Annotated in this window: 15 protein-coding genes; 5 read left to right on the top strand and 10 right to left on the bottom strand. The window is 39.6% G+C overall.

The features are described 5' to 3' along the window. Window positions 1-7: 7 nt before the first annotated feature. Genes A9501_RS04130 through A9501_RS04160 form a run of 7 tightly spaced genes read right to left on the bottom strand, consistent with a single transcriptional unit; the run spans window position 8 to window position 9,040 of the window. The gene (locus tag A9501_RS04130; protein ID WP_065264998.1) at window positions 8-1,738 is read right to left on the bottom strand and encodes a hydrogenase large subunit; all 1,731 of its coding nucleotides are present in this window, start codon (window positions 1,736-1,738) and stop codon (window positions 8-10) included. A gap of 19 nt (window positions 1,739-1,757) precedes the next feature. Beyond that, entirely contained in the window at window positions 1,758-3,296 is a 1,539-nt protein-coding gene (locus tag A9501_RS04135) for a hydrogenase 4 subunit F (protein WP_005634691.1), read from the bottom strand. 4 nt (window positions 3,297-3,300) lie between these two features. Further along, window positions 3,301-3,939, bottom strand: a complete 639-nt coding sequence (gene hyfE, locus A9501_RS04140; RefSeq protein WP_005626080.1) for a hydrogenase 4 membrane subunit — start codon at window positions 3,937-3,939, stop codon at window positions 3,301-3,303. Between the two features lie 10 nt (window positions 3,940-3,949). After that, complete coding sequence (locus A9501_RS04145) at window positions 3,950-5,395, bottom strand: hydrogenase 4 subunit D (RefSeq protein WP_065264999.1); 1,446 nt, start codon at window positions 5,393-5,395, stop codon at window positions 3,950-3,952. 9 nt (window positions 5,396-5,404) lie between these two features. Next, entirely contained in the window at window positions 5,405-6,367 is a 963-nt protein-coding gene (locus A9501_RS04150; protein WP_065265000.1) for a respiratory chain complex I subunit 1 family protein, read from the bottom strand. Between the two features lie 9 nt (window positions 6,368-6,376). After that, complete coding sequence (gene hyfB / locus A9501_RS04155) at window positions 6,377-8,398, bottom strand: hydrogenase 4 subunit B (RefSeq protein ID WP_065265001.1); 2,022 nt, start codon at window positions 8,396-8,398, stop codon at window positions 6,377-6,379. Between the two features lie 42 nt (window positions 8,399-8,440). Next, the gene (locus A9501_RS04160; protein ID WP_046938549.1) at window positions 8,441-9,040 is read right to left on the bottom strand and encodes a 4Fe-4S dicluster domain-containing protein; all 600 of its coding nucleotides are present in this window, start codon (window positions 9,038-9,040) and stop codon (window positions 8,441-8,443) included. 429 nt (window positions 9,041-9,469) lie between these two features. On the opposite strand from A9501_RS04160, the gene A9501_RS04165 reads away from it, so the two are divergent. Together A9501_RS04165 and hypF are read left to right on the top strand one after the other, a co-directional pair. Next, on the top strand, window positions 9,470-10,696 hold the full coding sequence (locus A9501_RS04165; RefSeq protein WP_065265002.1) for an ATP-binding protein: 1,227 nt from the start codon (window positions 9,470-9,472) through the stop codon (window positions 10,694-10,696). 85 nt (window positions 10,697-10,781) lie between these two features. Further along, window positions 10,782-13,052, top strand: a complete 2,271-nt coding sequence (hypF, locus tag A9501_RS04170) for a carbamoyltransferase HypF (RefSeq protein ID WP_065265003.1) — start codon at window positions 10,782-10,784, stop codon at window positions 13,050-13,052. 56 nt (window positions 13,053-13,108) lie between these two features. Here the strand turns inward: hypF and A9501_RS04175 are convergent, their stop codons facing one another. Then, on the bottom strand, window positions 13,109-14,017 hold the full coding sequence (locus A9501_RS04175) for a RimK family alpha-L-glutamate ligase (RefSeq protein WP_065265004.1): 909 nt from the start codon (window positions 14,015-14,017) through the stop codon (window positions 13,109-13,111). A 116-nt stretch (window positions 14,018-14,133) separates the two neighbouring features. On the opposite strand from A9501_RS04175, the gene A9501_RS04180 reads away from it, so the two are divergent. After that, complete coding sequence (locus A9501_RS04180; RefSeq protein ID WP_005628952.1) at window positions 14,134-14,397, top strand: GrxA family glutaredoxin; 264 nt, start codon at window positions 14,134-14,136, stop codon at window positions 14,395-14,397. A gap of 64 nt (window positions 14,398-14,461) precedes the next feature. Here the strand turns inward: A9501_RS04180 and fabB are convergent, their stop codons facing one another. After that, window positions 14,462-15,682 carry a beta-ketoacyl-ACP synthase I gene (fabB, locus tag A9501_RS04185; RefSeq protein WP_065265005.1) on the bottom strand — a complete coding sequence of 407 codons (1,221 nt, stop codon included), beginning with the start codon at window positions 15,680-15,682 and terminating at the stop codon, window positions 14,462-14,464. Window positions 15,683-15,830: 148 nt separating this feature from the next. Between fabB and mnmC the strand changes: the two genes are divergently transcribed. Next, on the top strand, window positions 15,831-17,843 hold the full coding sequence (gene mnmC, locus A9501_RS04190) for a bifunctional tRNA (5-methylaminomethyl-2-thiouridine)(34)-methyltransferase MnmD/FAD-dependent 5-carboxymethylaminomethyl-2-thiouridine(34) oxidoreductase MnmC (protein WP_065265006.1): 2,013 nt from the start codon (window positions 15,831-15,833) through the stop codon (window positions 17,841-17,843). Between the two features lie 65 nt (window positions 17,844-17,908). Here the strand turns inward: mnmC and sppA are convergent, their stop codons facing one another. Continuing rightward, entirely contained in the window at window positions 17,909-19,762 is a 1,854-nt protein-coding gene (sppA, locus tag A9501_RS04195; RefSeq protein WP_065265007.1) for a signal peptide peptidase SppA, read from the bottom strand. A gap of 97 nt (window positions 19,763-19,859) precedes the next feature. Between sppA and A9501_RS04200 the strand changes: the two genes are divergently transcribed. Beyond that, a complete protein-coding gene (locus tag A9501_RS04200; protein WP_065265008.1) occupies window positions 19,860-20,414 on the top strand; it encodes an NAD(P)H nitroreductase in 555 nt (184 codons plus the stop codon).

Here is a 20,414-nt window from a genome sequence, read left to right on the forward strand (position 1 = left end):
GCGCCCCCTATTTTAATGGTGAATTTTTACGTTCAATGCCGTAGCGTTCGATTTCTTTGTAAGAAACCGTTTGTGCTTTGCGTTTACGTACATCCACCACAGTCACACGGTCAGTACAAGAATAGCAAGGGTCAAGGCTACCAATGATAAGTGGCGCATCTGATACTGTATTGCCACGCAACATATAACGTAAAGTTGGCCAGTTTGCATAAGTTGCTGCACGACAACGCCAGCGATATAATTTTTGGTTATCGCCAAGCATTGACCAGTGAATGTCTTCACCACGCGGTGCTTCCGTGATACCTAAGGCAAAACGTCCTGGAGTGTAATTGAAACCTTCCGTGATAATCGCACCAGTAGGTAAGTTATCCACCATATAATCAATGATATTCATGGATTCAAACACTTCATTTACCCGCACTTTCACACGAGAAATGACATCGCCACCTTGTTCAGTGAACATATTGAATGGCACATCGCCATAGCCAGAGAAGGGGTGAATTTTACGCACATCACGTGCGAAGCCGGAACCTCGAATCATCGGTCCGACCGGGCTGAAATCACGCGCAACTTGACGATCAAGCACTCCTACGCCCACAGTACGTTGTTCCATATTTGGCGTATTGAGTAAAATATCTACCAAAGTTTTAAGCTCTTCACGCATTTCTGCAATAAGCTTAATGCATTGTTCACGTTGGTGTTTCAACATATCACGGCGTACACCACCGATTAAGTTGATACCATAGGTTTTACGTGCACCAGTAAGTACTTCCGCAAGTGTCATCGATTTTTCACGAACACGGAAGAATTGCATAAAGCCTGTATCAAAACCAGTAAAGTGGCTAGATAAACCTAAGTTCAATAAATGACTGTGCAAGCGTTCAACTTCCAACAAAATTGCACGAATCCATTGTGCACGTTCAGGAATTTGAATACCTAATGCATTTTCGACAGAGTTAGCATAAGCAACACTATGGGTAAAACCGCAAATACCGCACACACGGTCAGCCAAGAAATTGACTTGATCGTAATCCATTCGGGTTTCTGCCAATTTTTCCATACCACGGTGTACATAGAATAAACGGTAGTCCGCATCAATAATATCTTCCCCATCGACAAATAAACGGAAGTGTCCTGGTTCATCTGAGGTAATATGGAGAGGGCCGATAGGCACAATACGCGCTTCGCCTTTTTCATTAATAAACTCATAGGTTTCCGTTGCCGTAGTCGGATCTGGACGCAAACGGTAATCCATCGAATCTTTACGTAATGGGTAAAGATCATCTGGCCAGTCATCTGGTAACACTAAACGGCGTTGATCGGGAAGACCGACGGCTTTTAAACCGTACATATCAAATAATTCACGTTCGCCCCATACCGCCGCTTTGACTTTCGGTGTCACGGAAGGAAATTCCAGTGTAACAGGATCCACGAGTGCTTTAATCGTCACAAAAGTTTTGACGACACCTTCCATAGAAAGCACGTAATAAACAGCATAATGACCATGAATTGCACGTTCATCGTTACCAAAAACTAATGGCAACCAGCCTTCATGTTGGTAGTAAAGATATTCCACCACATCAGGTAACATATTCGTTTTCACGGTTAAAGTTACTTGATTCGGTGTAGACCACTCCTCATCTAAAATTGTATTCGGAAATTTTGCATTAACGGCTTCAATATAATTTTTGCCGAGCATTTTTACCGGATCGACCGATGTATTTTTAGTTAATTCCATTTTTTCCCCCAGTTGTCGATCATTTCGCTAAACTTTGCCAAGGTAAAACTAGCATATCGCCAAAGGACACATGTTCAGATCCAAGCACAATTCCTACCGCACTTTTTAGTAACTGCAAGATTGGCTCTGCAATATGGATACCCATTACAAACATTAACAACAATAGTATGGCCATTGCCGCCAAAGAGACTTTACTGACTTCGCCTGCTTCCACATTATCAGGTTGTTTGCCAAGCACTGTTTTTAATAGCATTAAGGCAAGTCCTGCAAGCACGATAGTGAGTAAAATTAAGCATAAAATAACTAACCAAGTTTTACCCGCTGTAATCCCTGCGACCACAACACTAAATTCACTCACAAATACGTTAAATGGAGGGATTCCGCCCAATGCCAACGCACCACCAGCGAAAAGCACCGCACTTACTGGTGCAACACGCCATAATCCACGCACTTGATTCATATCACGGGTTTTATATTTCAATAGAATATTACCCGATGCACAGAATAATAAGGTTTTCGCAAGACTGTGGTTGATGGTGTGAAGTAAACCTGCAAATACCCCAATTGGGCCACCAAGACCGAAAGCGAAGCTGATTAAGCCCATATTTTCGATACTGGAGTAAGCAAGCATACGTTTAATATCAAATTGCACGATGATAAATAACGCCGCCACAAGCACTGAAAGTAAACCAAAGATCAACATTAAAGTTTGTGGAAATTCTGCGCCAACTGCTTTTGAAACCAATGTGTAGTAACGCAACACCACAAGCATTGCACAGTTTAATAACACCGCTGATAAAATTGCACTCACTGGGCTTGGTGCTTCACTGTGTGCGTCTGATAACCAAGTATGCATTGGAAATAGACCGCACTTCGTGCCGAAACCAATCAATACGAAAGCGAATGCGATATACATCAACATTGGGTTTAAACCAGTGGCTTGTTGATTCACGGCTGACCAGAAAATCGCTTGGCTTGGATCAGCAAGCACGCCATTTGCATTAGCAAAGGTTAAAAGTGTGCCGTATAAACCGAAGGCAACGCCCACAGAACAGATGATGATGTATTTCCACGCGGCTTCAAGGGATGTTTTTTGTTTGTAAGTACCGACCAAAAACGCAGAACTTAATGTTGTCGCTTCAATGGCAACCCACATTAAAATTAAGTTATTGGTGATAACTGACACAATCATCGTAAAGAAGAACAAGTGTAAGAAACCGTGGTAATGAGCATAGGTTTTAAAATCAATATGCCCTTCTTCCAATTCTGTGTTCATATAACCGATAGAATACACCCCAGCAAGTGAACCCACGACAGCAATTAAGCCTAAGAAAATGGCAGAAAGACTATCAACATACACCCAGTTGTTAAATGCACTGATACTGCCTTTTTCCAACACGCCAGAAATGACCTGTACAGAAAAGAACAACATCAAAATTAACCCGGTAATATGAAATGCGGTACAAACTGTCCGATTTTTTGTTCCGCGTAGTGCAAAGCTTTCAAAAGCGATGACTAAAGGTGCGACTAATAACGCAATTATCCATTGTTCATACATAGCGTTACCCCTTCAAACTCATAAGTTGTTTAGCATCAACAGTGTTGAAAGTGCGGTAAATTTTATTCACCAACACCACCATAATGATGACCGCAAAAATCGCATCGGTGGCAATGCCGATTTCAACTAGTTCTGGCGCATTGTTGGCAAGTAAAGCCAACGTTAAATGCGCACCGTTTTCCATTAAACAATAACCGAAAACTTGTTTCACAATATTGCGTTGGCTCACAATACACACTAAACCTAAAAGGAAGTGGCTAAGTGATACTGACAACGCTGGTTTTAAATGTTCAACTAACGGTAAGTTCACTGGAATGACAACAAAGTAACATAAGCAAACGATGATAGATGTGATCGGGATCAACCAAGCGACATTCATTCCTGCAGGAGTTTGACTTTCGTCAATTTTTCGTAAAGAAAAGATTAAAATTCCTGGCACTAATAATACTTTCGTGATGAATGCACTAATGGACCACATATAAAGTTCGTGAGCTTGCATTTCAAATGCCAAATAAACGAATAACACCACCAATACAAGCGATTGTAAGCCATAGCACAACGCGGATTTTTTTGCGGTTTTTGCCATAATGACACAAAGCGATGTAATGATGAGCAAACTCGCTAATACATTGATCATTAACATAATTCTCTCCTTAACCCGCAAGGCCTAACCAATAGGCAGCGATAAAGCTAGAACACACAGACATCACCATTAAAATCACTAAAACAAATGTCATAGAGAATGGCAATGGTTGTACATTTTGCACGTCTTCAGATGGTTTACCGATAACGCATTGACCAAATTTATAAAGCAACCAAACAAATGTTGCAGTAGATTCAATCAACGCAATCACCATTAACCAAGTTACCCATGAATATTCTTGTCCAAGGTCGAAACCAGCGGCAAATAATGGGAATTTGCTGAAGAAACCGTTAAACGGTGGCACACCAGCAATAGCTAATGCGGCAATACCAAATCCAGTACCAACAACAGGCATGGTGCGCATAATCCCTTGTAAGCGAGGCATTGAACGTGTACCAGTGGCATAACTCAATGAACCTGCAACCAAGAAGAATAAGCTTTTCGCAAAGGCGTGGTTAAAGATATAAGCAATCGCCGCAACAAAGGCTAATTTAGATCCTAATGCAGCAAGAGAAAGCCCGATGAAAATATAAGAAAGTTGAGTAATAGTTGAATACGCAAGTAAGCGTTTTAAATCCGCTTGTGGCAAGTACATTAAGAAACCATAAATCAATGTAATCATTGCCATCACAATTCCCACTTCACCCACAATGTGCGGAATTTCACCAGCTGACATCACGGAACGAGCGAAAATATAGACGCCCACTTTGACCATTGATGCTGCGTGCAAATATGCACTGACTGGTGTTGGCGCTTCCATCGCATTTGGTAACCAAATTTGCATTGGAAGTTGCGCTGATTTACCCCATGCAGCAAACATCACGCCAAATAACACGATAGTTTTCGCTTCTGGCGCAAGATGTTCTAACGCTGTGATAGAAAATGTGCCAGATTGGCTAAATAAATAAGCCGCAGCAAGATATAAACCTAATGAACCTACGTGAGTGATAATCAACGCTTTCATCGCAGCCGCCATTGCTTTTTGGCTTTGATAATAGCTGATTAATGCCCAAGAACATCCCCCAGTGATTTCAAAGAAAAGCAACTGACCAGCTAAAGTTGATGAATACACCAAGCCTGCCATTGCACCAATGAAAATCAATAAGAAAGCATAAAAACGAGGTAATCCGTTATGCGGATGTTCGCGGTTTTTATCGGTTAAATAACCACAAGAATATAAGCAAATTAAGAAACCTAAACCCACAACGGCAAAGGCAATTAACGTACTTACTGCATCTAAGGTCACGCCGAAGATTGCGGTATCACCAAATTTAACTAAATCATATGTGACAGATTGTGCGCCATTTGCATACCACTGCCCTGCCACAGCAAGTGTGCCAAGGGTAGCAAGTGCGGCAAAAATTGTGGCGATTTTTGGGAAAGATTGTTTGTTCAACCCCACAATAAACGCACCGACAAACGGCAAAATGATTGTAATTAGTGCTAAACGTTCCATATTTCCTCCTTACAATCCTGTGAAGTAAAACACAAACGCCAACACTGAAATGCCGAAACCGACCACAGTTAAACGTCCTGTTAGCATAAAGCGGGTACGTGCCAATGTGTTTTCAAACACACATGCGGCGATAAATACCACGAGTAATTTCACAAAGAAAGAAACGATGCCTAAAATGACCGCACTTACAGTGAACTCTTGTGCTGCACCAAATGGGAAAAGCACGCTCACAAAGATAGAGGCAACCACCATTGATTTTAAACTCAAACCAACTTTCAATAAGGCGAAAGAAGGGCCTGAATATTCAGTAAGGGGGCCTTCTTGAAGTTCTTGTTCCGCTTCAGCCAAGTCAAATGGAATTTTGCCCATTTCAATAAAGATCGCAAAAGCAGCGGCAACTAAGGCAATTACTGTTGCAACGGGATATTGCCAAGGTTGGCTAGAAAGTGCGGTGCTAATCACTGCAAAATTTGTAGAACCTGCAATTAAAGCAATCACAATGAATGCCAACATTAAGATTGGTTCAACAAGTACGCCTAATGTCACTTCACGGCTTGCACCTAAACTTGAGAAAGTACTGTTGGAATCCAAACCCGCAATTGAGAAGAAAAAGCGGAACAACGCGAACAAATAAATAACGGTGATTAAATCACTGCCTGCCCCAAACGGTGAGTGATGAGTAAACATGGGTAAACTCATTGCAACCACCATGACTGTACTAATTAACACATAAGGCATAACACGAGATACCCAACCCGCATTATCTGGCCAAATATTTTGACGCATCATTAATTTAGCAATGTCGCGATAATCTTGTAACAAGCCCGGGCCACGACGAGATTGAATACGAGCCCGAATCATCCGTGAAATGCCTGAAAAGAGCGGTGCTAAAGCGAGAAGAATTAACGCTTGCACAATGGCTAAAAGGAACATTCCAGCGGAAGTGGAAATTTCTGAAGGTAATGAAATCATAATTTCCTCCTACATCAACGCAATGGAAAGTAATAACACAACCAAGGCAATCACGAAGTACACGCAATAAACGCGGAAGTCGCCTTGTTGTAGCCATTGAATTTTACGACCTAACCATGGAATAAAATGCGCAATCGGCATTGTTACTTTTTCTTCCCAGAATGGTTCTGTTTTGGTCGCACCTGAAATTAATGCATTGATACCTTTTGCACCAGCAGGCGCAGGATCAAGCACTTGACGCAAGGTATAAAGTGGTTTGAAGATAATACGAAGCGGACGAGTAAAACTACCCGCAGAGGCTGCCATATCCATTTCGTAAGCATAACCACAAGCCCAAGGATTGCCTTTTGCACGATCTGCCATACGATTGCCTTTGGTATAAGCGTAATACATAAACGGCAACACAAAGAATGCAATCAACATAATGCTCACCATTGGTGTAGAAAGCGCCGTATTCGGTGTATTGCTTGCTACCACTACGCCATTTTCAGCTAAATTAAGCATGTCATTATGAGAAAGTGCGGTTGCAATATTGGCAATAATTGGTGTTACGACAGATGCGCCAACACCCAAAAGTACACAGAATAATGCCAAAATTGCCATTGCAATCACCATTGGTTTTGGCACTTCGCGTGCATGTGCTGCTTTTTCACTGCGTGGTGCACCACCAAAGCTAATACCATGCACTTTCACGAAACAAAGTGCGGCAAGCGCACCTGTTAAGGCAAGCATAATGATTGCAACAGGGCCAGCAATACGTAATACCACATCATTGTGTTGGCTTAGGCTGAATAAAGATTGATAAGTAAACCATTCACTCACAAAACCGTTAAACGGTGGTAATGCAGAAATTGCCATGGTACCAATCAAGAAACAGAAAGCAGTAAATGGCATTAATTTACCAAGTCCGCCCATTAAATCCATATCTTTTGAATGTAAACGGTACATCACAGAACCAGCACCCAAGAACAATAAGCCTTTGAATACCGCATGGTTAAGTAAGTGATATAAACCACCAAGTAAACCGACAATAGCAAGTATAGGATTATGGATTGCCATACCAATCATACCGACACCTACACCCATCATAATAATGCCGATGTTTTCTACGGTGTGATACGCCAAAAGTTTTTTGATGTCATGTTCTGCTAAGGCATAAAGTACGCCAAGCACAGAAGAAACTGCGCCAAAAGCAAGTACAATCACACCAAACCACATATTGTGTGCGCCAAGTAGATCAATACCAACTTTGATAATCCCAAAGATACCGATTTTAACCATCACACCAGACATCATTGCAGAAGCATGAGAAGGGGCAGCTGGGTGAGCTTTTGGTAACCAGCTATGTAATGGAATCATCCCTGCTTTTGCACCAAAACCAAGAAATGCCAAGATAAATACCGTAAAGGCTAAAGGCATTGAAAGCTCGGTGTGGCGGAAGTCTTCAAATTCAAAGCTACCTGCGTAGCAATAGAAAATAAAGAAAGCGATCATAATCAACACAGAACCAGCGTGAGCAATGAAGAAATACAATAAACCTGCATTGGTTGCGTTGTCATCTTGTTCGGTTAGTACTAAGAAGTAAGATGCCAAAGACATCATTTCAAAGAATACTAAAAAGTAGAAAGCGTTATCGCTGGTGACTAAGGCAACCATTGAGGCGATGAACAAATTCATAAAGAAGCCCATCGTGCCAGCGCCTTTGCCAATGTATTCTTTCACATAGGAAAAGGAATAAAGTGCGGTGATAATAACCATTAAAGAAATTACACACACCATAAACGCAGCTAATCCGTCAATGCGGATTGAAAATTGGGCGAAGTCGAAAGGGGTTGAAAACACATCAACGACCGTATCGTTGCTGATAAGCACGGGAATGCAGGCAACAATGCCTAACAAGCCACCAAGTACACCGGTCACGCCGGATATATTGATTGAAAGTTGTTCATTTTTTCGCACAGCGAGAGAAATAAACGCACCAATGACATAAATCAACAAGGACGTGATGAGTAAACTGATTGAAGAACTCATAATTTCACTCCATTGATTAACGAGTAAACAAACAATAAATTTTTATCTTGGCACGACAGGAGAACCCATCATTGCCATTTCGCGTTTTTTGCGATTTGCTTGTTCGATACTCTCATCACTAATTAAGAATAAAGTTTTTGTTGGGCAAGTTTGCATACAAGCAGGACCTTCTTCACGGAAATAGCAAAGGTCGCATTTCACCGCAATGGCTTTTACACCTGGTTCCCATGCAAGCATATTGTGAACATCGGTATTATTCGGTGCAGTGCGAATATCACGTTTTACCGCATCAGTGAAAGAAAAACTGTCATAATGGTTTGGTGCATCTAATGGTGCGCTACCATGCTGTGTAATCGCCCCAAATGGACAAGCGATAGCACAAAGTTTACAGCCAATGCATAAACTTTCATTGAGTTGAATGGTGTCATTATCATGCTTTATCGCGTGCACAGGACATACTGTAGCACAAGGTGAATCATCACAATGACGACATAAGATCGGCACAGTAATATCGTCGTTGCGCATTACTTGTAACCGCGGAAAGGATTGTAATCCAAAAGCTTTGTGTACTTCGCTGCAAGCAGCCATACAGGTATTGCATCCAATGCAATCTTTCGGATCACCTATAACAAAACGGTTCATATTTTCCCCCAAATTATAATAGATAGAAACAGAAAGTAAGTGGAGGGCATTACACCCAAACGTCCAATAACCACTCTGGAAATAAGGATACTCCTTCGGAGTTACCCAGACTAGAGTAAAACAATTGTTTTATTGACTGAGATCATAAATTTTTTCGATTTTTTAATGCGTAAAATAATTATTGAGATTGACTCTTATTTCCATAGGTTATGATTGTAAGCAATTGAATTAATTAGCGTTATAATTATTAATGGAATGTTAAAATGCTGTTGATAATGTTTCATTTAAGTCGATACTTAAATATGAAAGTGCAGCAATTTTAAGTTTAATTTGCGACATAATCTTAAATTAAACTCATTTTATCTTTACTTCTTATCTATTTTTTAGTTTAATTTACTATGTAATCTTAAATTAAACTTAATTTTTATCATGTCAGACTTTTATTCACGTCAAATACAACCTTTATTGCAAACTTTGATAAAACAATTTCCAGCAATTCTCATTACTGGCCCACGCCAAGTAGGAAAGTCCACGTTGTTACAGCATATCAGCAAAGAACATCAATATATTACCTTTGATGATCCTATCTTGCTCGATCAAGCACGTAACGAATCCACCTTATTTATGCTCAATCATCAAGGAAAATTAATCCTTGATGAAGTACAATATGCGCCTGAATTATTTTCCAGTTTAAAACTTGCCATTGATAAACAAAAAATCAATGGGCTCTTTTTGCTCTCCGGCTCACAAGCTTTTCAACTGATGCAAAATGTTACCGAAACCTTAGCGGGTCGTATTGCAGTATTAAAATTACAAGGATTTTCTCTGCGTGAAATTCAAGAAGTAGTGTTTTATTCGCCTTTTCTGCCTAATATGGATTATCTCAACACGCGCGAAAGACTTATTAAACCTGTAGAAAATATTTGGCAAATTATCCACCAAGGCTATATGCCACGCCTATATCAACAAGAAACCAGCTGGGATATTTATTATGCATCCTATGTTTCTACCTATATTGAACGAGACGTACGCACACTCACCAATATCACCAACATCACTGATTTCACGCGATTTATGATTGCTATCGCCGCACGAAGTGGTGAATTACTAAATTACAGCAATGTTGCGCAAGAAGTTGGTGTTTCCGTTGATACCATTAAACGCTGGACGACGATTCTCGAAACATCAGGCATCATTTATCTGCTTCAGCCGTATCACAACAATCATCTAAAACGTGCAATCAAAACTCCGAAAGTTTATATGATGGATACTGGTTTAATGGCTTGGTTAACTAAATGGTTGACACCGGAAACTATTCAACAAGGGGCAAAGAGCGGTCAATTTTTTGAGACTTTTGTAGTAAGTGAAGTCATTAAATCTTTCTACAATAACGGCATTGAGCCACCTATTTATTTTTATCGCGATACCAATCAAAAAGAAATCGATCTTTTGATTGAACATAATCGCACACTCTACCCCATCGAAATTAAGACTACTGCCAGCCCCAACAAGAAAATGACAAAAGCCTTTGGTATTTTGAAAGATAATCTCCCGCCCGATGAAATCCAAATAGGGAACGGCGTGATTATTAATCAATATCCGCAAAAATTATGGCTTGCAGAAGATTTGGTGGCATTGCCAGTGTGGTGGATTTAAAAATAACAAATTTTGACAAAGATCAGATTTCACTTTTCTATTTCAAGTTACTATAAATACACTCAATATCACATCAGGAAAAATGATGAAAGGAATCGAATTACGTATAAAAGGAAAAGTACAAGGCGTGGGATTTCGCCCGTTTGTATGGCTTATAGCCAATGAATATGGATTAAAAGGCGATGTCAATAATGATGGCCAAGGCGTACTCATCCGTTTTATCGAACCAGAGGAAAAGAGTCTTACTGCGTTTCTACAGGACTTACAGACAAAACTTCCTCCTTTAGCATTAATTACGGATATCCAACAGCAAGAAAAATATTGGGAGGATTTACCGCACTTTTCAGAATTTGTTATCCGTGAAAGTGAAAATAATGACATGGATACACAAATTGTACCTGATGCGGCAACCTGTTCTGCTTGTATCGCTGATTTGTTTGACACTCAAAATCGCCGCTATCACTACCCTTTTACAAATTGTACTCACTGTGGCCCACGTTTTACGATCATAAAAAAAATCCCTTACGATCGTAAAAATACTTCTATGTCTGATTTTCCATTTTGCCCTGATTGTGAACATGAATACAAAAATCCCGCAGATCGTCGTTTTCATGCCCAACCTAACGCTTGTAACGTTTGTGGGCCACACATTTGGTTACAAGATCAATATCAACAACTTTCAATACATGAAAATGCGCTAAAACAAACTGCTGATTTACTCAAAAAAGGTAAAATTATTGCGATAAAAGGCATTGGTGGTTTCCATTTAGCCTGTAATGCACAAGCTTTTCATACCGTTCAATTATTACGTGAACGCAAACATCGACCTAGCAAGCCACTTGCTGTAATGGTTCCTAGTTTAGATTTTCTACAAAACCTAACGCCAGCTGAAATTAAATTACTCACTAGCACAGCTGCACCAATAGTCTTATTAAATAAATATAAAGTGCCGAATTTAGCAGAAAATATTGCACCCAATCTAAATGAAATCGGCATTATGTTACCAAGTAATCCATTACAACATTTACTTTTACGAGAGATAAATCAACCACTTGTGATGACGTCTGCCAATCCGAGTGGAGAACCGCCCGTACTAGATAACCAAAGTGCGGTAAAAAAATTAAGTCATTTGGCTGATTTCTATCTTTGCCATAATCGTGATATTTTGCAACGCGCAGATGATAGTTTAGTTCGTGTAGCCTTTGACGGTGTGGAAACCTTACGTAGAGCAAGAGGATATGTACCCGATGAAATCGTCCTAAATACCCAAACTGAAAAAAATATTTTGGCATTGGGTTCCGATCTTAAAAATACCTTTTGCCTACTCAAACAAAATAAAGCCATTGTCAGCCAACATATTGGCGACACAGCGAATGAACTGATACAACAACAATTAGAAAATAATATTGATTTATTTTGTCAAATTTATCAATTTAAACCAGATTTAATTGCGATTGATACTCATACTGGCTACTTTTCATCAAAAGTAGGCAAAAATCTGGCAAAAAAATTTTCTATTCCTTATGTCACTGTCTTACATCATCATGCACATATTACAGCCGTATTAGCCGAACATCATTGCAAGGAAAAAGCTATTGGCATCGCATTAGACGGTATTGGTATGGGCGCAAATGGACAACTTTGGGGCGGAGAATGTTTGCTTGTAGAGGGGGAAACTTGCCAACATCTTGGTGGATTACCTGCCGTGGCGTTACCTGGCGGTGATCTTGCAGCAACCCAACCTTGGCGTAATTGGATCGCCCATTTACAACAATTTGTTCCTCATTGGCAAACATTTGCAACAAAAACTTGCTCTCATTTACCTTGGGAGCCCCTCACCAATGCCATTCAACGAAAACTTAACTCACCACTCATCTCATCAGCAGGAAGATTATTTGATGCAGTCGCCTATGGTTTAGGGATTACAGAGACTAAACTCTCTTGGGAAGGAGAGGCGGCTTGCCATTTAGAAGCGCTTGCTACACAATCTGATTTTATTAAAGAAAACAAAAGCACAATGAATATTCCCGTTAAAATGGTAATTAAAGATAATCAATTAGATTTATCAACTTTCTGGCAAAGCTGGCTTGCTTACGACACCTCTAAAGCTAATAAAGCCTTTGCTTTCCATTATGCCTTAGCACAAGGCTTTTCAGAATTAGCGCGGAAACAAGCCCTATATCATCATTGTAAAACTATCGTACTTTCTGGTGGCGTGATGCATAATCAACTATTACGCAAACTATTAAAAGAAAATTTAGCAGAGTTTAATGTGTTAAGTGCCCATCAATACCCTATGGGCGATGGCGGGTTGAGTTTAGGGCAAACAATGATAGCCGCAAATTTATCTGACTAATAAAAAACGCGTGGAATACTAAACACGCGCTTTTATTATCAAATATACCAGTAATACTATTTCACATGACAGCTTATAGCCGTTTCGACATAAGCAATTATCTGAGTGGCAATATCAACCCCGCTTGTTTTTTCAATCATTTCTAAGCCTGGGCTTGCATTCACTTCTAAAACCAATAATCCATTTTTTGAATGAATTAAATCCACGCCAGCTACATCTAAACCAATAGCTTTTTTAGCTCGAATGGCTATCTGTTTCTCGTCATCGCTTAGGATAATTTTTTCGGTTTTTCCACCACGATGACAATTTGCCCGAAACTCACCATCTTGCCCAATTCTCTGCATCGTTGCCACAACTTGATCACCAATCACAAAACAACGAATATCCGTATTGCCCGCTTCTTCGATAAAATCTTGCTGCAACATCGATATATTGGTTTGTTTAAAAGCTTCCATAATGCTCACCGCACTTTGTGGTTTTTCAGCCAAAATCACCCCAATTCCTTGTGAACCATTTAGCGTTTTTAAAATTGTCGGCGAACTGATATGAGCTATCGTCGCCTGAGCTTGCACTTCACTGCCGCTTAAAAGTGAATTGGGAACAGGAACACCAGCCTTCAGCAAAAGTTGCAAACTTTTCCATTTATCACGTGCATTTAAAAATGCCTGAGATGAATTTAAACAAAAAGTCCCTTTTCCTTCAAAATGCTGTAAGACTGAACATCCCATTTGCGTACTCGTTGTGCCAAATCGAGGCAAAACAGCATCATAATCAGGCAATAAATAAGGTTTCGACTCTGAATTTTCTTGATAAAAAATCTGAAAGTGCGGTGGATTTTGTGAAAGTTTTAAGAGACATCGATTCGGATCTAAAATATCCATCTCATGCCCTTGGTATTTCGCAGCTTCTTTTAAGCGTTGGCAACTATAAAGACGAGGTTCGCGGCAAAGCATTAGTAATTTCATAATATTTAACTCATTGTCTACGATGTTCCGTATATTACACGAATAAAAACACTTTATGTAGACGATAAAAATCAGGTAGAATTGCCTAGAATTTTTAACTCAAAAAAGGAAATATTATGTTCGTTGTTATTTTTGGTCGTCCTGGCTGCCCTTACTGTGTGCGTGCAAAAAACCTTGCTGAAAAATTAAAAGGCGAAGTTGCTGATTTTGACTATCGTTATGTGGATATTCACGCAGAAGGCATTACTAAAGAAGATTTATCAAAATCTGTTGGTAAACCAGTAGAAACCGTACCACAAATCTTTATTGATGAAAAACCAATCGGTGGTTGCACTGACTTTGAAGCATTAATGAAAGAACAATTTGGTATCGTTGCTTAATTTTTCTTTTTAATTTACAAAAAAGCCACTTTCAATCGAAAGTGGCTTTTTTCATAGGCTAGTTTTAACCGTTATAACGTTTAAAAATTAATGTCGCATTTGTACCACCAAAACCAAAGCTATTTGACATTACAGTTTGTAATCCTGCATTTTCTTTCGTCTCAGTAACGATATTGCAACCTTCAGCAGCTTCATCTAAGGTTTCGATATTAATACTTGGTGCAATAAAATCATTATCCAACATTAATAATGTGTAAATTGCTTCGTGTGCACCCGCCGCACCTAAAGAGTGACCAGTCATTGATTTAGTTGAAGAAATCGCTGGAATTTTGTCACCAAATACATTTTTGATTGCACCTAATTCTTTCACGTCACCTACTGGTGTAGATGTGCCATGTACGTTGATGTAATCAATTGGGGTATCTACAGTTGCCATTGCTTGTTTCATACAACGCTCTGCACCTTCACCGCTTGGAGCAACCATATCGTAACCATCAGAAGTTGCGCCATAACCTACAATTTCAGCGTAGATTTTTGCACCGCGAGCAAGTGCATGTTCTAATTCTTCCACAACTACAACTGCACCACCACCAGCAATCACGAAACCGTCACGGTTTGCGTCATAAGCACGAGATGCTTTTTCTGGCATTTCATTGTATTTAGTTGAAACTGCACCCATTGCATCAAATTCAGTAGCACATTCCCAAGATAATTCTTCTGCACCACCCGCAAAAACGACATCTTGTTTGCCTAATTGAATTAACTCAACCGCATGACCAATACAATGTGCAGAGGTTGCACAAGCTGAACTGATTGAATAGTTCACACCACGGATTTTATAAGGGGTGGCTAAACAAGCAGAAACACTTGATGCCATGGTTTTCGTTACCGCATAAGGGCCAATTGCTTTTACACCGCGAGGGCCACGTACCGCATCACAAGCCACTAACTGATTATGTGCAGAACCCGTACCCGCACCAATCACTAAACCGGTACGATCATTAGAAACTTGATCTTCTGTTAAGCCAGAATCTTCAATCGCTTCACGCATAGAAAGATAAGCATAAGCCGCTGCATCACCCATAAAACGGAACACTTTACGATCAATGTGCTCGCTTGGGTTTAATTTGATTGTTCCGGCAACATGGCTACGCATATTCATTTCTACAAACTCAGGCACAACTTCAATACCTGATTTCCCTGCTTTTAATGAAGCCAATACTTCTTCTTTATTGTTACCGATACTTGAAATAATCCCAAAGCCTGTAATTACAGCTCTTCTCATTGCTTCTTCCTTATTGTTTTATATGTAAAAATAACGGCTCAAAATTACTACGAAATAAAAATATTTCAAGCAATAATTCATTTGTTCGACCAGTTTAGAAAATCGCGTTATTATACGTAAATTTCATTAGGCAAGGAAGGAATAAAAAATGACCTTTAGTGTCCAACATGCTGAGATTCACTTCAATCAAAACCATATTCCCGTCTCAGATCAATTCGATGATGTCTATTTTTCTAACGAAAATGGATTAGCAGAAACAGATTATATTTTTCTACAAGGTAATCAACTTTGGGAACGTTGGATGACCCACAAAGAAGCCAATTTTGTTATCGCAGAAACAGGATTTGGTACAGGATTAAATTTCTTTGCGGCAACCCAATTATTCCGTGAATTTCGCCAGCAACATGAGAATCATCCTTTAAAATGCCTAAATTTTATTTCCTTTGAAAAATATCCGCTAAAAATTACCGCACTTTCGCAAGCGCATCTTGCCTATCCTCAGTTTGAAGATTTAAGCGTTCATTTGCAACATTATTGGCCTTCATTGATTCTCGGTTGCCATCGTATCCATTTTGGAGAGACAACATTAGATTTATGGTTTGGTGATGTATCAGAAAACTTGCCACAACTTGGCGATTATATGAATGAACGTATTGATGCTTGGTTTTTAGATGGCTTTGCGCCAAGCAAAAATCCTGAAATGTGGAATGATGATCTCTATAACCTGATGTTCCGTTTCACGAAACCCAATGGTTCTTTTGCCACCTTCACTGCAGCAAGTGCGGTCAGAAAAGGACTTGAATCCGCTGGTTTTAATGTGACAAAACGTAAAGGCTTCGGCAAGAAACGAGAATGCTTAAGTGGGCTAAAAATACAATCAAAATCTACCGCACTTTCTACACCTTGGTATCTCGCTCAGCCTGCGAAAATGGAAAAACAAGATGTCGCTATTATCGGCGGAGGTGTTGCTTCTCTTTGTACTACCATTTCCTTAGTTAAACGAGGGGCAAAAGTCACTATTTATTGTGAAGATGACGCGCTCGCACTTAATGCCTCAGGCAATAAACAAGGCGCATTTTATCCGCAACTTAGCGATGATAATGCGCTCACCGTTGATTTTTACCTGCACGCTTTCAGTTACGGTCGCCAATTACTTGATTGGGCAATCGCACAAAACATAGCGTTTGAACACGAATTTTGTGGCGTGGCACTATGTGCTTACAACGAAAAAAGTGCGGTCAAATTAACAAAGATTTCTCAACTTGGTTTGCCGAGTGAAATATTCCAAATGCTAAATGCTGAACAATTCAGTGAAAAAGTGGGATTACCGCTTAATTGCGAAGGCGGTTGGATTGAACAAGGGGCTTGGCTTGCACCAAGACAATTTGTTCAAAATGCCTTTTCATTTCTTGAAAAACAGGGTGTCGTCATTAAAACCTCACAAAAAATTACCGCACTTTCTCAACAAGAAAAAGGCTGGGAACTAGAAAATACGCAAGGTCAAAAATACTGCCATGAAGTCATCATTCTTGCGAACGGATATAAAATTACTGATTTTGTTCAAACAGAAAAGCTACCGCTCTACCCTATCCGCGGGCAAGTCAGCCAAATTCCAACATCAGAAAACTTACTCAAACTGAAATCAGTGCTTTGTTATGATGGATATCTCACCCCAGCCGATCAATTAAAAACCTCACATTGCATCGGCGCAAGCCATGTTCGTGATAATGTTGATCGCCATTTTAGCGAACAAGAACAACAAGAAAATCAACAAAAACTCCAACAAAATATCGCCCAATCTTGGACGCAGGATGTGGATACATCAGGCAATCTCGCTCGTGTAGGAATCCGCTGCTCTGTAAGAGATCTTGCCCCAATGGTTGGAAACGTACCCCATTTTGAACAGCAACAAGCGGATTATTACAATTTATTCAACCTCCGCCGTCGTAAACAACCTATTCAAAGTGCGGCCAATTTTCAGAATCTTTTCTTAACGGCAGCCTTAGGTTCTCGTGGGCTTACCTCCGCTCCACTCTTAGGTGAAACCTTAGCTTCAATCATTTATGGCGAGCCATTGCCTATAAGCGAAGCTATATTACATAATCTTTCAGCTAACCGAGCTTGGGTGAGAAAATGGTTGAAAGGAAGTGTCGTGAAATAATTTTACTTCAAAAAAATAACAGCACAGGTATTAAACTTGTGCTGTTAACATAATAAACGTAAATTTTACTTCACGCTTCCACAATTCAAACAATACAAATATTGTCCTTTAGGATCATTAAATTTAGTTAATACATTCAATTCTTTTTGTAATTTTTGAATTGGAGCTGGTATCCCTATCCAGCTAGAAAAAGCACGTTGCGTTGTTTTTTTCGTATCGTGTAATAATGTCTTTACAAAACTATTGCTATCATCATCTATCAACCATTCTACGCTAAAAGATTCCATTGCTTTTTCTTGACGTTGATTCACTAATTGTTCAGCTTTATTGATTGCTTCATTAAAAGAACCAATCTCATCCACTAAACCATTTTGGAATGCATCACTGCCTAACCAAACCTGACCTTGAGCAAGTTTATCTACTTGTGTTTTAGAAAGCTGGCGACCTTTGCTAACAATTTCTAAAAATCGGTCATAACCATGCTCAATTTCTGTTTGATAAATATCTTGCACTGGTTTTGCTAACGGAGAAAAGGCTGATGTATTAGCTAATTCAGTAGTTGAAACGCCATCAGCATTCACGCCTATTTTCTTAATGCTATTTTCGAAAGTCGGGAACATCGCGAAAATACCAATAGAACCCGTAATGGTGTTTGCATCGGCAATGATATAATCTGAAGTAGATGAAATCCAATAACCACCTGATGCGGCCATTGCCCCCATAGATACAATAACAGGTTTACCAATTTTCTGTAAATTTTCAGCCTCTTGTCGAATAATTTCCGAAGCGAATGCACTTCCACCTGGAGAATTAACGCGTAAAATCACCGCTTTTACAGCTTTATCGTCATAAGCTTTTCGTAAAAGACGCGCAATGGTATCTCCTCCGACATTTTCTTCATCACTTTCCCCATCAATAATCGTACCCTCCACATTCACTACGGCAATTTTATTTGTCGAATTATCCTGTGGTGTTAAACGATCAGGGAACTGTGTTAAATAATCATCAAATGCGACTAAATTAGCTTCTCCATCTGCATTTTTGCCAAAAAGTGCGGTTAATTTTTTCTCTAAATCAAAACGTGTTGTCAAATGGGTCACCAAACCACGTTTTTGCGCATAGCGTGTCGAATCCCCTTTCAATGTTTTCAATTCAGCTAAATATTGTTTCGCCGCAGGCAACAGTTCATTTGATTTAATATGACGATTTTCGCTTACCATTGAGGTATAGTGATTCCACATTAAGTTTAACCAACGTTGCATATTCGTTTTTGCTTCAATTGACATATCGTTGCGCATAAAAGGTTCTACCGCTGATTTATAAGTTCCTACGCGGAAAATATGTGGTGTCACAGCCAATTTATCGAGCATATCTTTAAAATATAAATTCTCTTGCGACAGCCCATGTATATCCACCTGACCAATTGTATTAAGATAAATCTCGTTCGCAAAGCTGGCTAGATAATATTGCCCCTGTGTATAATTATCTGCATAAGCAATAACAGGTTTTCCACTTTCTTTAAAGCGATTAATCGTTGCACCAATAAAATCTAAAGCAGGTAAATCAGCTCCTTCAAAATGATTAAGATCGAGCACTAATCCTTTAATTTGAGGATCCTGTTGCGCATACTCAATCGCTGACACAACATCAAATGTTGAAATTTTTCTTGGTACATACTCACCGTTCAATTCACTTAGCGCATCTTGCCAACGAAGTGTTTCATCACGATTATCCGCTAAATAACCATCTAAATTTAGCAATAAGCCGCCTTCCTCTGTTAATGTTGTAGATTTTTTTCCACCACTTGAAAAGCTAATAATCGCCATTAGCAATAGGACAAAACCTAGAAACACCACATTCATCACGAGATCACGAATGAAACACAGCGCTTTCCAACATAATTTTAATACTCGAAACATACGAATTACCTTTAAAAAATTTGCGCTAGCGTATCACAAAGCCTTGTCAAAAACTATGCTATAATCTACCGCACTTTTATTGACAGAGAATAATACAATGAATGCACTTACCCTCTTAACCACAAGAAAATCAAATAAAAAATTAACCGCACCAGCGCCCAATGCTGAACAATTAGAACAAATTTTTCAAGCAGCAATGCGTGCACCTGATCATGGAAAATTAAAACCCTATCACTTTGTTATCATGGAAAATGAAGGACTTAATAAATTGGAAAAGCTGCTTAAAGCTGCGGTTATCGAATTTGATCTTGGTGAAGAGCGATTAAAAAAAGCTGAAAATTTAGCCCATCGAGCCCCAATGGTAATCGGTGTTGTAGCAAAAGTTGATCCTACAATCGCAAAAGTACCAGGATGGGAACAAATGCTCAGTGCAGGTTGTGCAACTTATGGATTACAACTGGCTGCACAAGCGCAAGGATTTGATAATGTGTGGATTTCAGGGAAATGGGTTAATGGCACTGCATTACGAGAAGCTTTCGGATGTCGTGAACAGGATCGTGTAATTGCATTAGTCATGATTGGCACAGGCATGGAAAAAGCCGAACGTGAATGCCGAATTATCGATACAAAAGATTTTGTAACCTATCTATAA

The sequence above is a fragment of the Haemophilus sp. CCUG 66565 genome (assembly GCF_001679495.1).
Taxonomy (GTDB): domain Bacteria; phylum Pseudomonadota; class Gammaproteobacteria; order Enterobacterales; family Pasteurellaceae; genus Haemophilus; species Haemophilus haemolyticus_K.

Bases quoted from the DNA above. Each gene is read 5' to 3' on its own strand.
- A9501_RS04130 (WP_065264998.1), bottom strand. From the start codon at position 1,738: ATGGAATTAACTAAAAATACATCGGTCGATCCGGTAAAAATGCTCGGC.
- A9501_RS04135 (WP_005634691.1), bottom strand. From the start codon at position 3,296: ATGTATGAACAATGGATAATTGCGTTATTAGTCGCACCTTTAGTCATC.
- hyfE (WP_005626080.1), bottom strand. From the start codon at position 3,939: ATGTTAATGATCAATGTATTAGCGAGTTTGCTCATCATTACATCGCTT.
- A9501_RS04145 (WP_065264999.1), bottom strand. From the start codon at position 5,395: ATGGAACGTTTAGCACTAATTACAATCATTTTGCCGTTTGTCGGTGCG.
- A9501_RS04150 (WP_065265000.1), bottom strand. From the start codon at position 6,367: ATGATTTCATTACCTTCAGAAATTTCCACTTCCGCTGGAATGTTCCTT.
- hyfB (WP_065265001.1), bottom strand. From the start codon at position 8,398: ATGAGTTCTTCAATCAGTTTACTCATCACGTCCTTGTTGATTTATGTC.
- A9501_RS04160 (WP_046938549.1), bottom strand. From the start codon at position 9,040: ATGAACCGTTTTGTTATAGGTGATCCGAAAGATTGCATTGGATGCAAT.
- A9501_RS04165 (WP_065265002.1), top strand. From the start codon at position 9,470: ATGTCAGACTTTTATTCACGTCAAATACAACCTTTATTGCAAACTTTG.
- hypF (WP_065265003.1), top strand. From the start codon at position 10,782: ATGAAAGGAATCGAATTACGTATAAAAGGAAAAGTACAAGGCGTGGGA.
- A9501_RS04175 (WP_065265004.1), bottom strand. From the start codon at position 14,017: ATGAAATTACTAATGCTTTGCCGCGAACCTCGTCTTTATAGTTGCCAA.
- A9501_RS04180 (WP_005628952.1), top strand. From the start codon at position 14,134: ATGTTCGTTGTTATTTTTGGTCGTCCTGGCTGCCCTTACTGTGTGCGT.
- fabB (WP_065265005.1), bottom strand. From the start codon at position 15,682: ATGAGAAGAGCTGTAATTACAGGCTTTGGGATTATTTCAAGTATCGGT.
- mnmC (WP_065265006.1), top strand. From the start codon at position 15,831: ATGACCTTTAGTGTCCAACATGCTGAGATTCACTTCAATCAAAACCAT.
- sppA (WP_065265007.1), bottom strand. From the start codon at position 19,762: ATGTTTCGAGTATTAAAATTATGTTGGAAAGCGCTGTGTTTCATTCGT.
- A9501_RS04200 (WP_065265008.1), top strand. From the start codon at position 19,860: ATGAATGCACTTACCCTCTTAACCACAAGAAAATCAAATAAAAAATTA.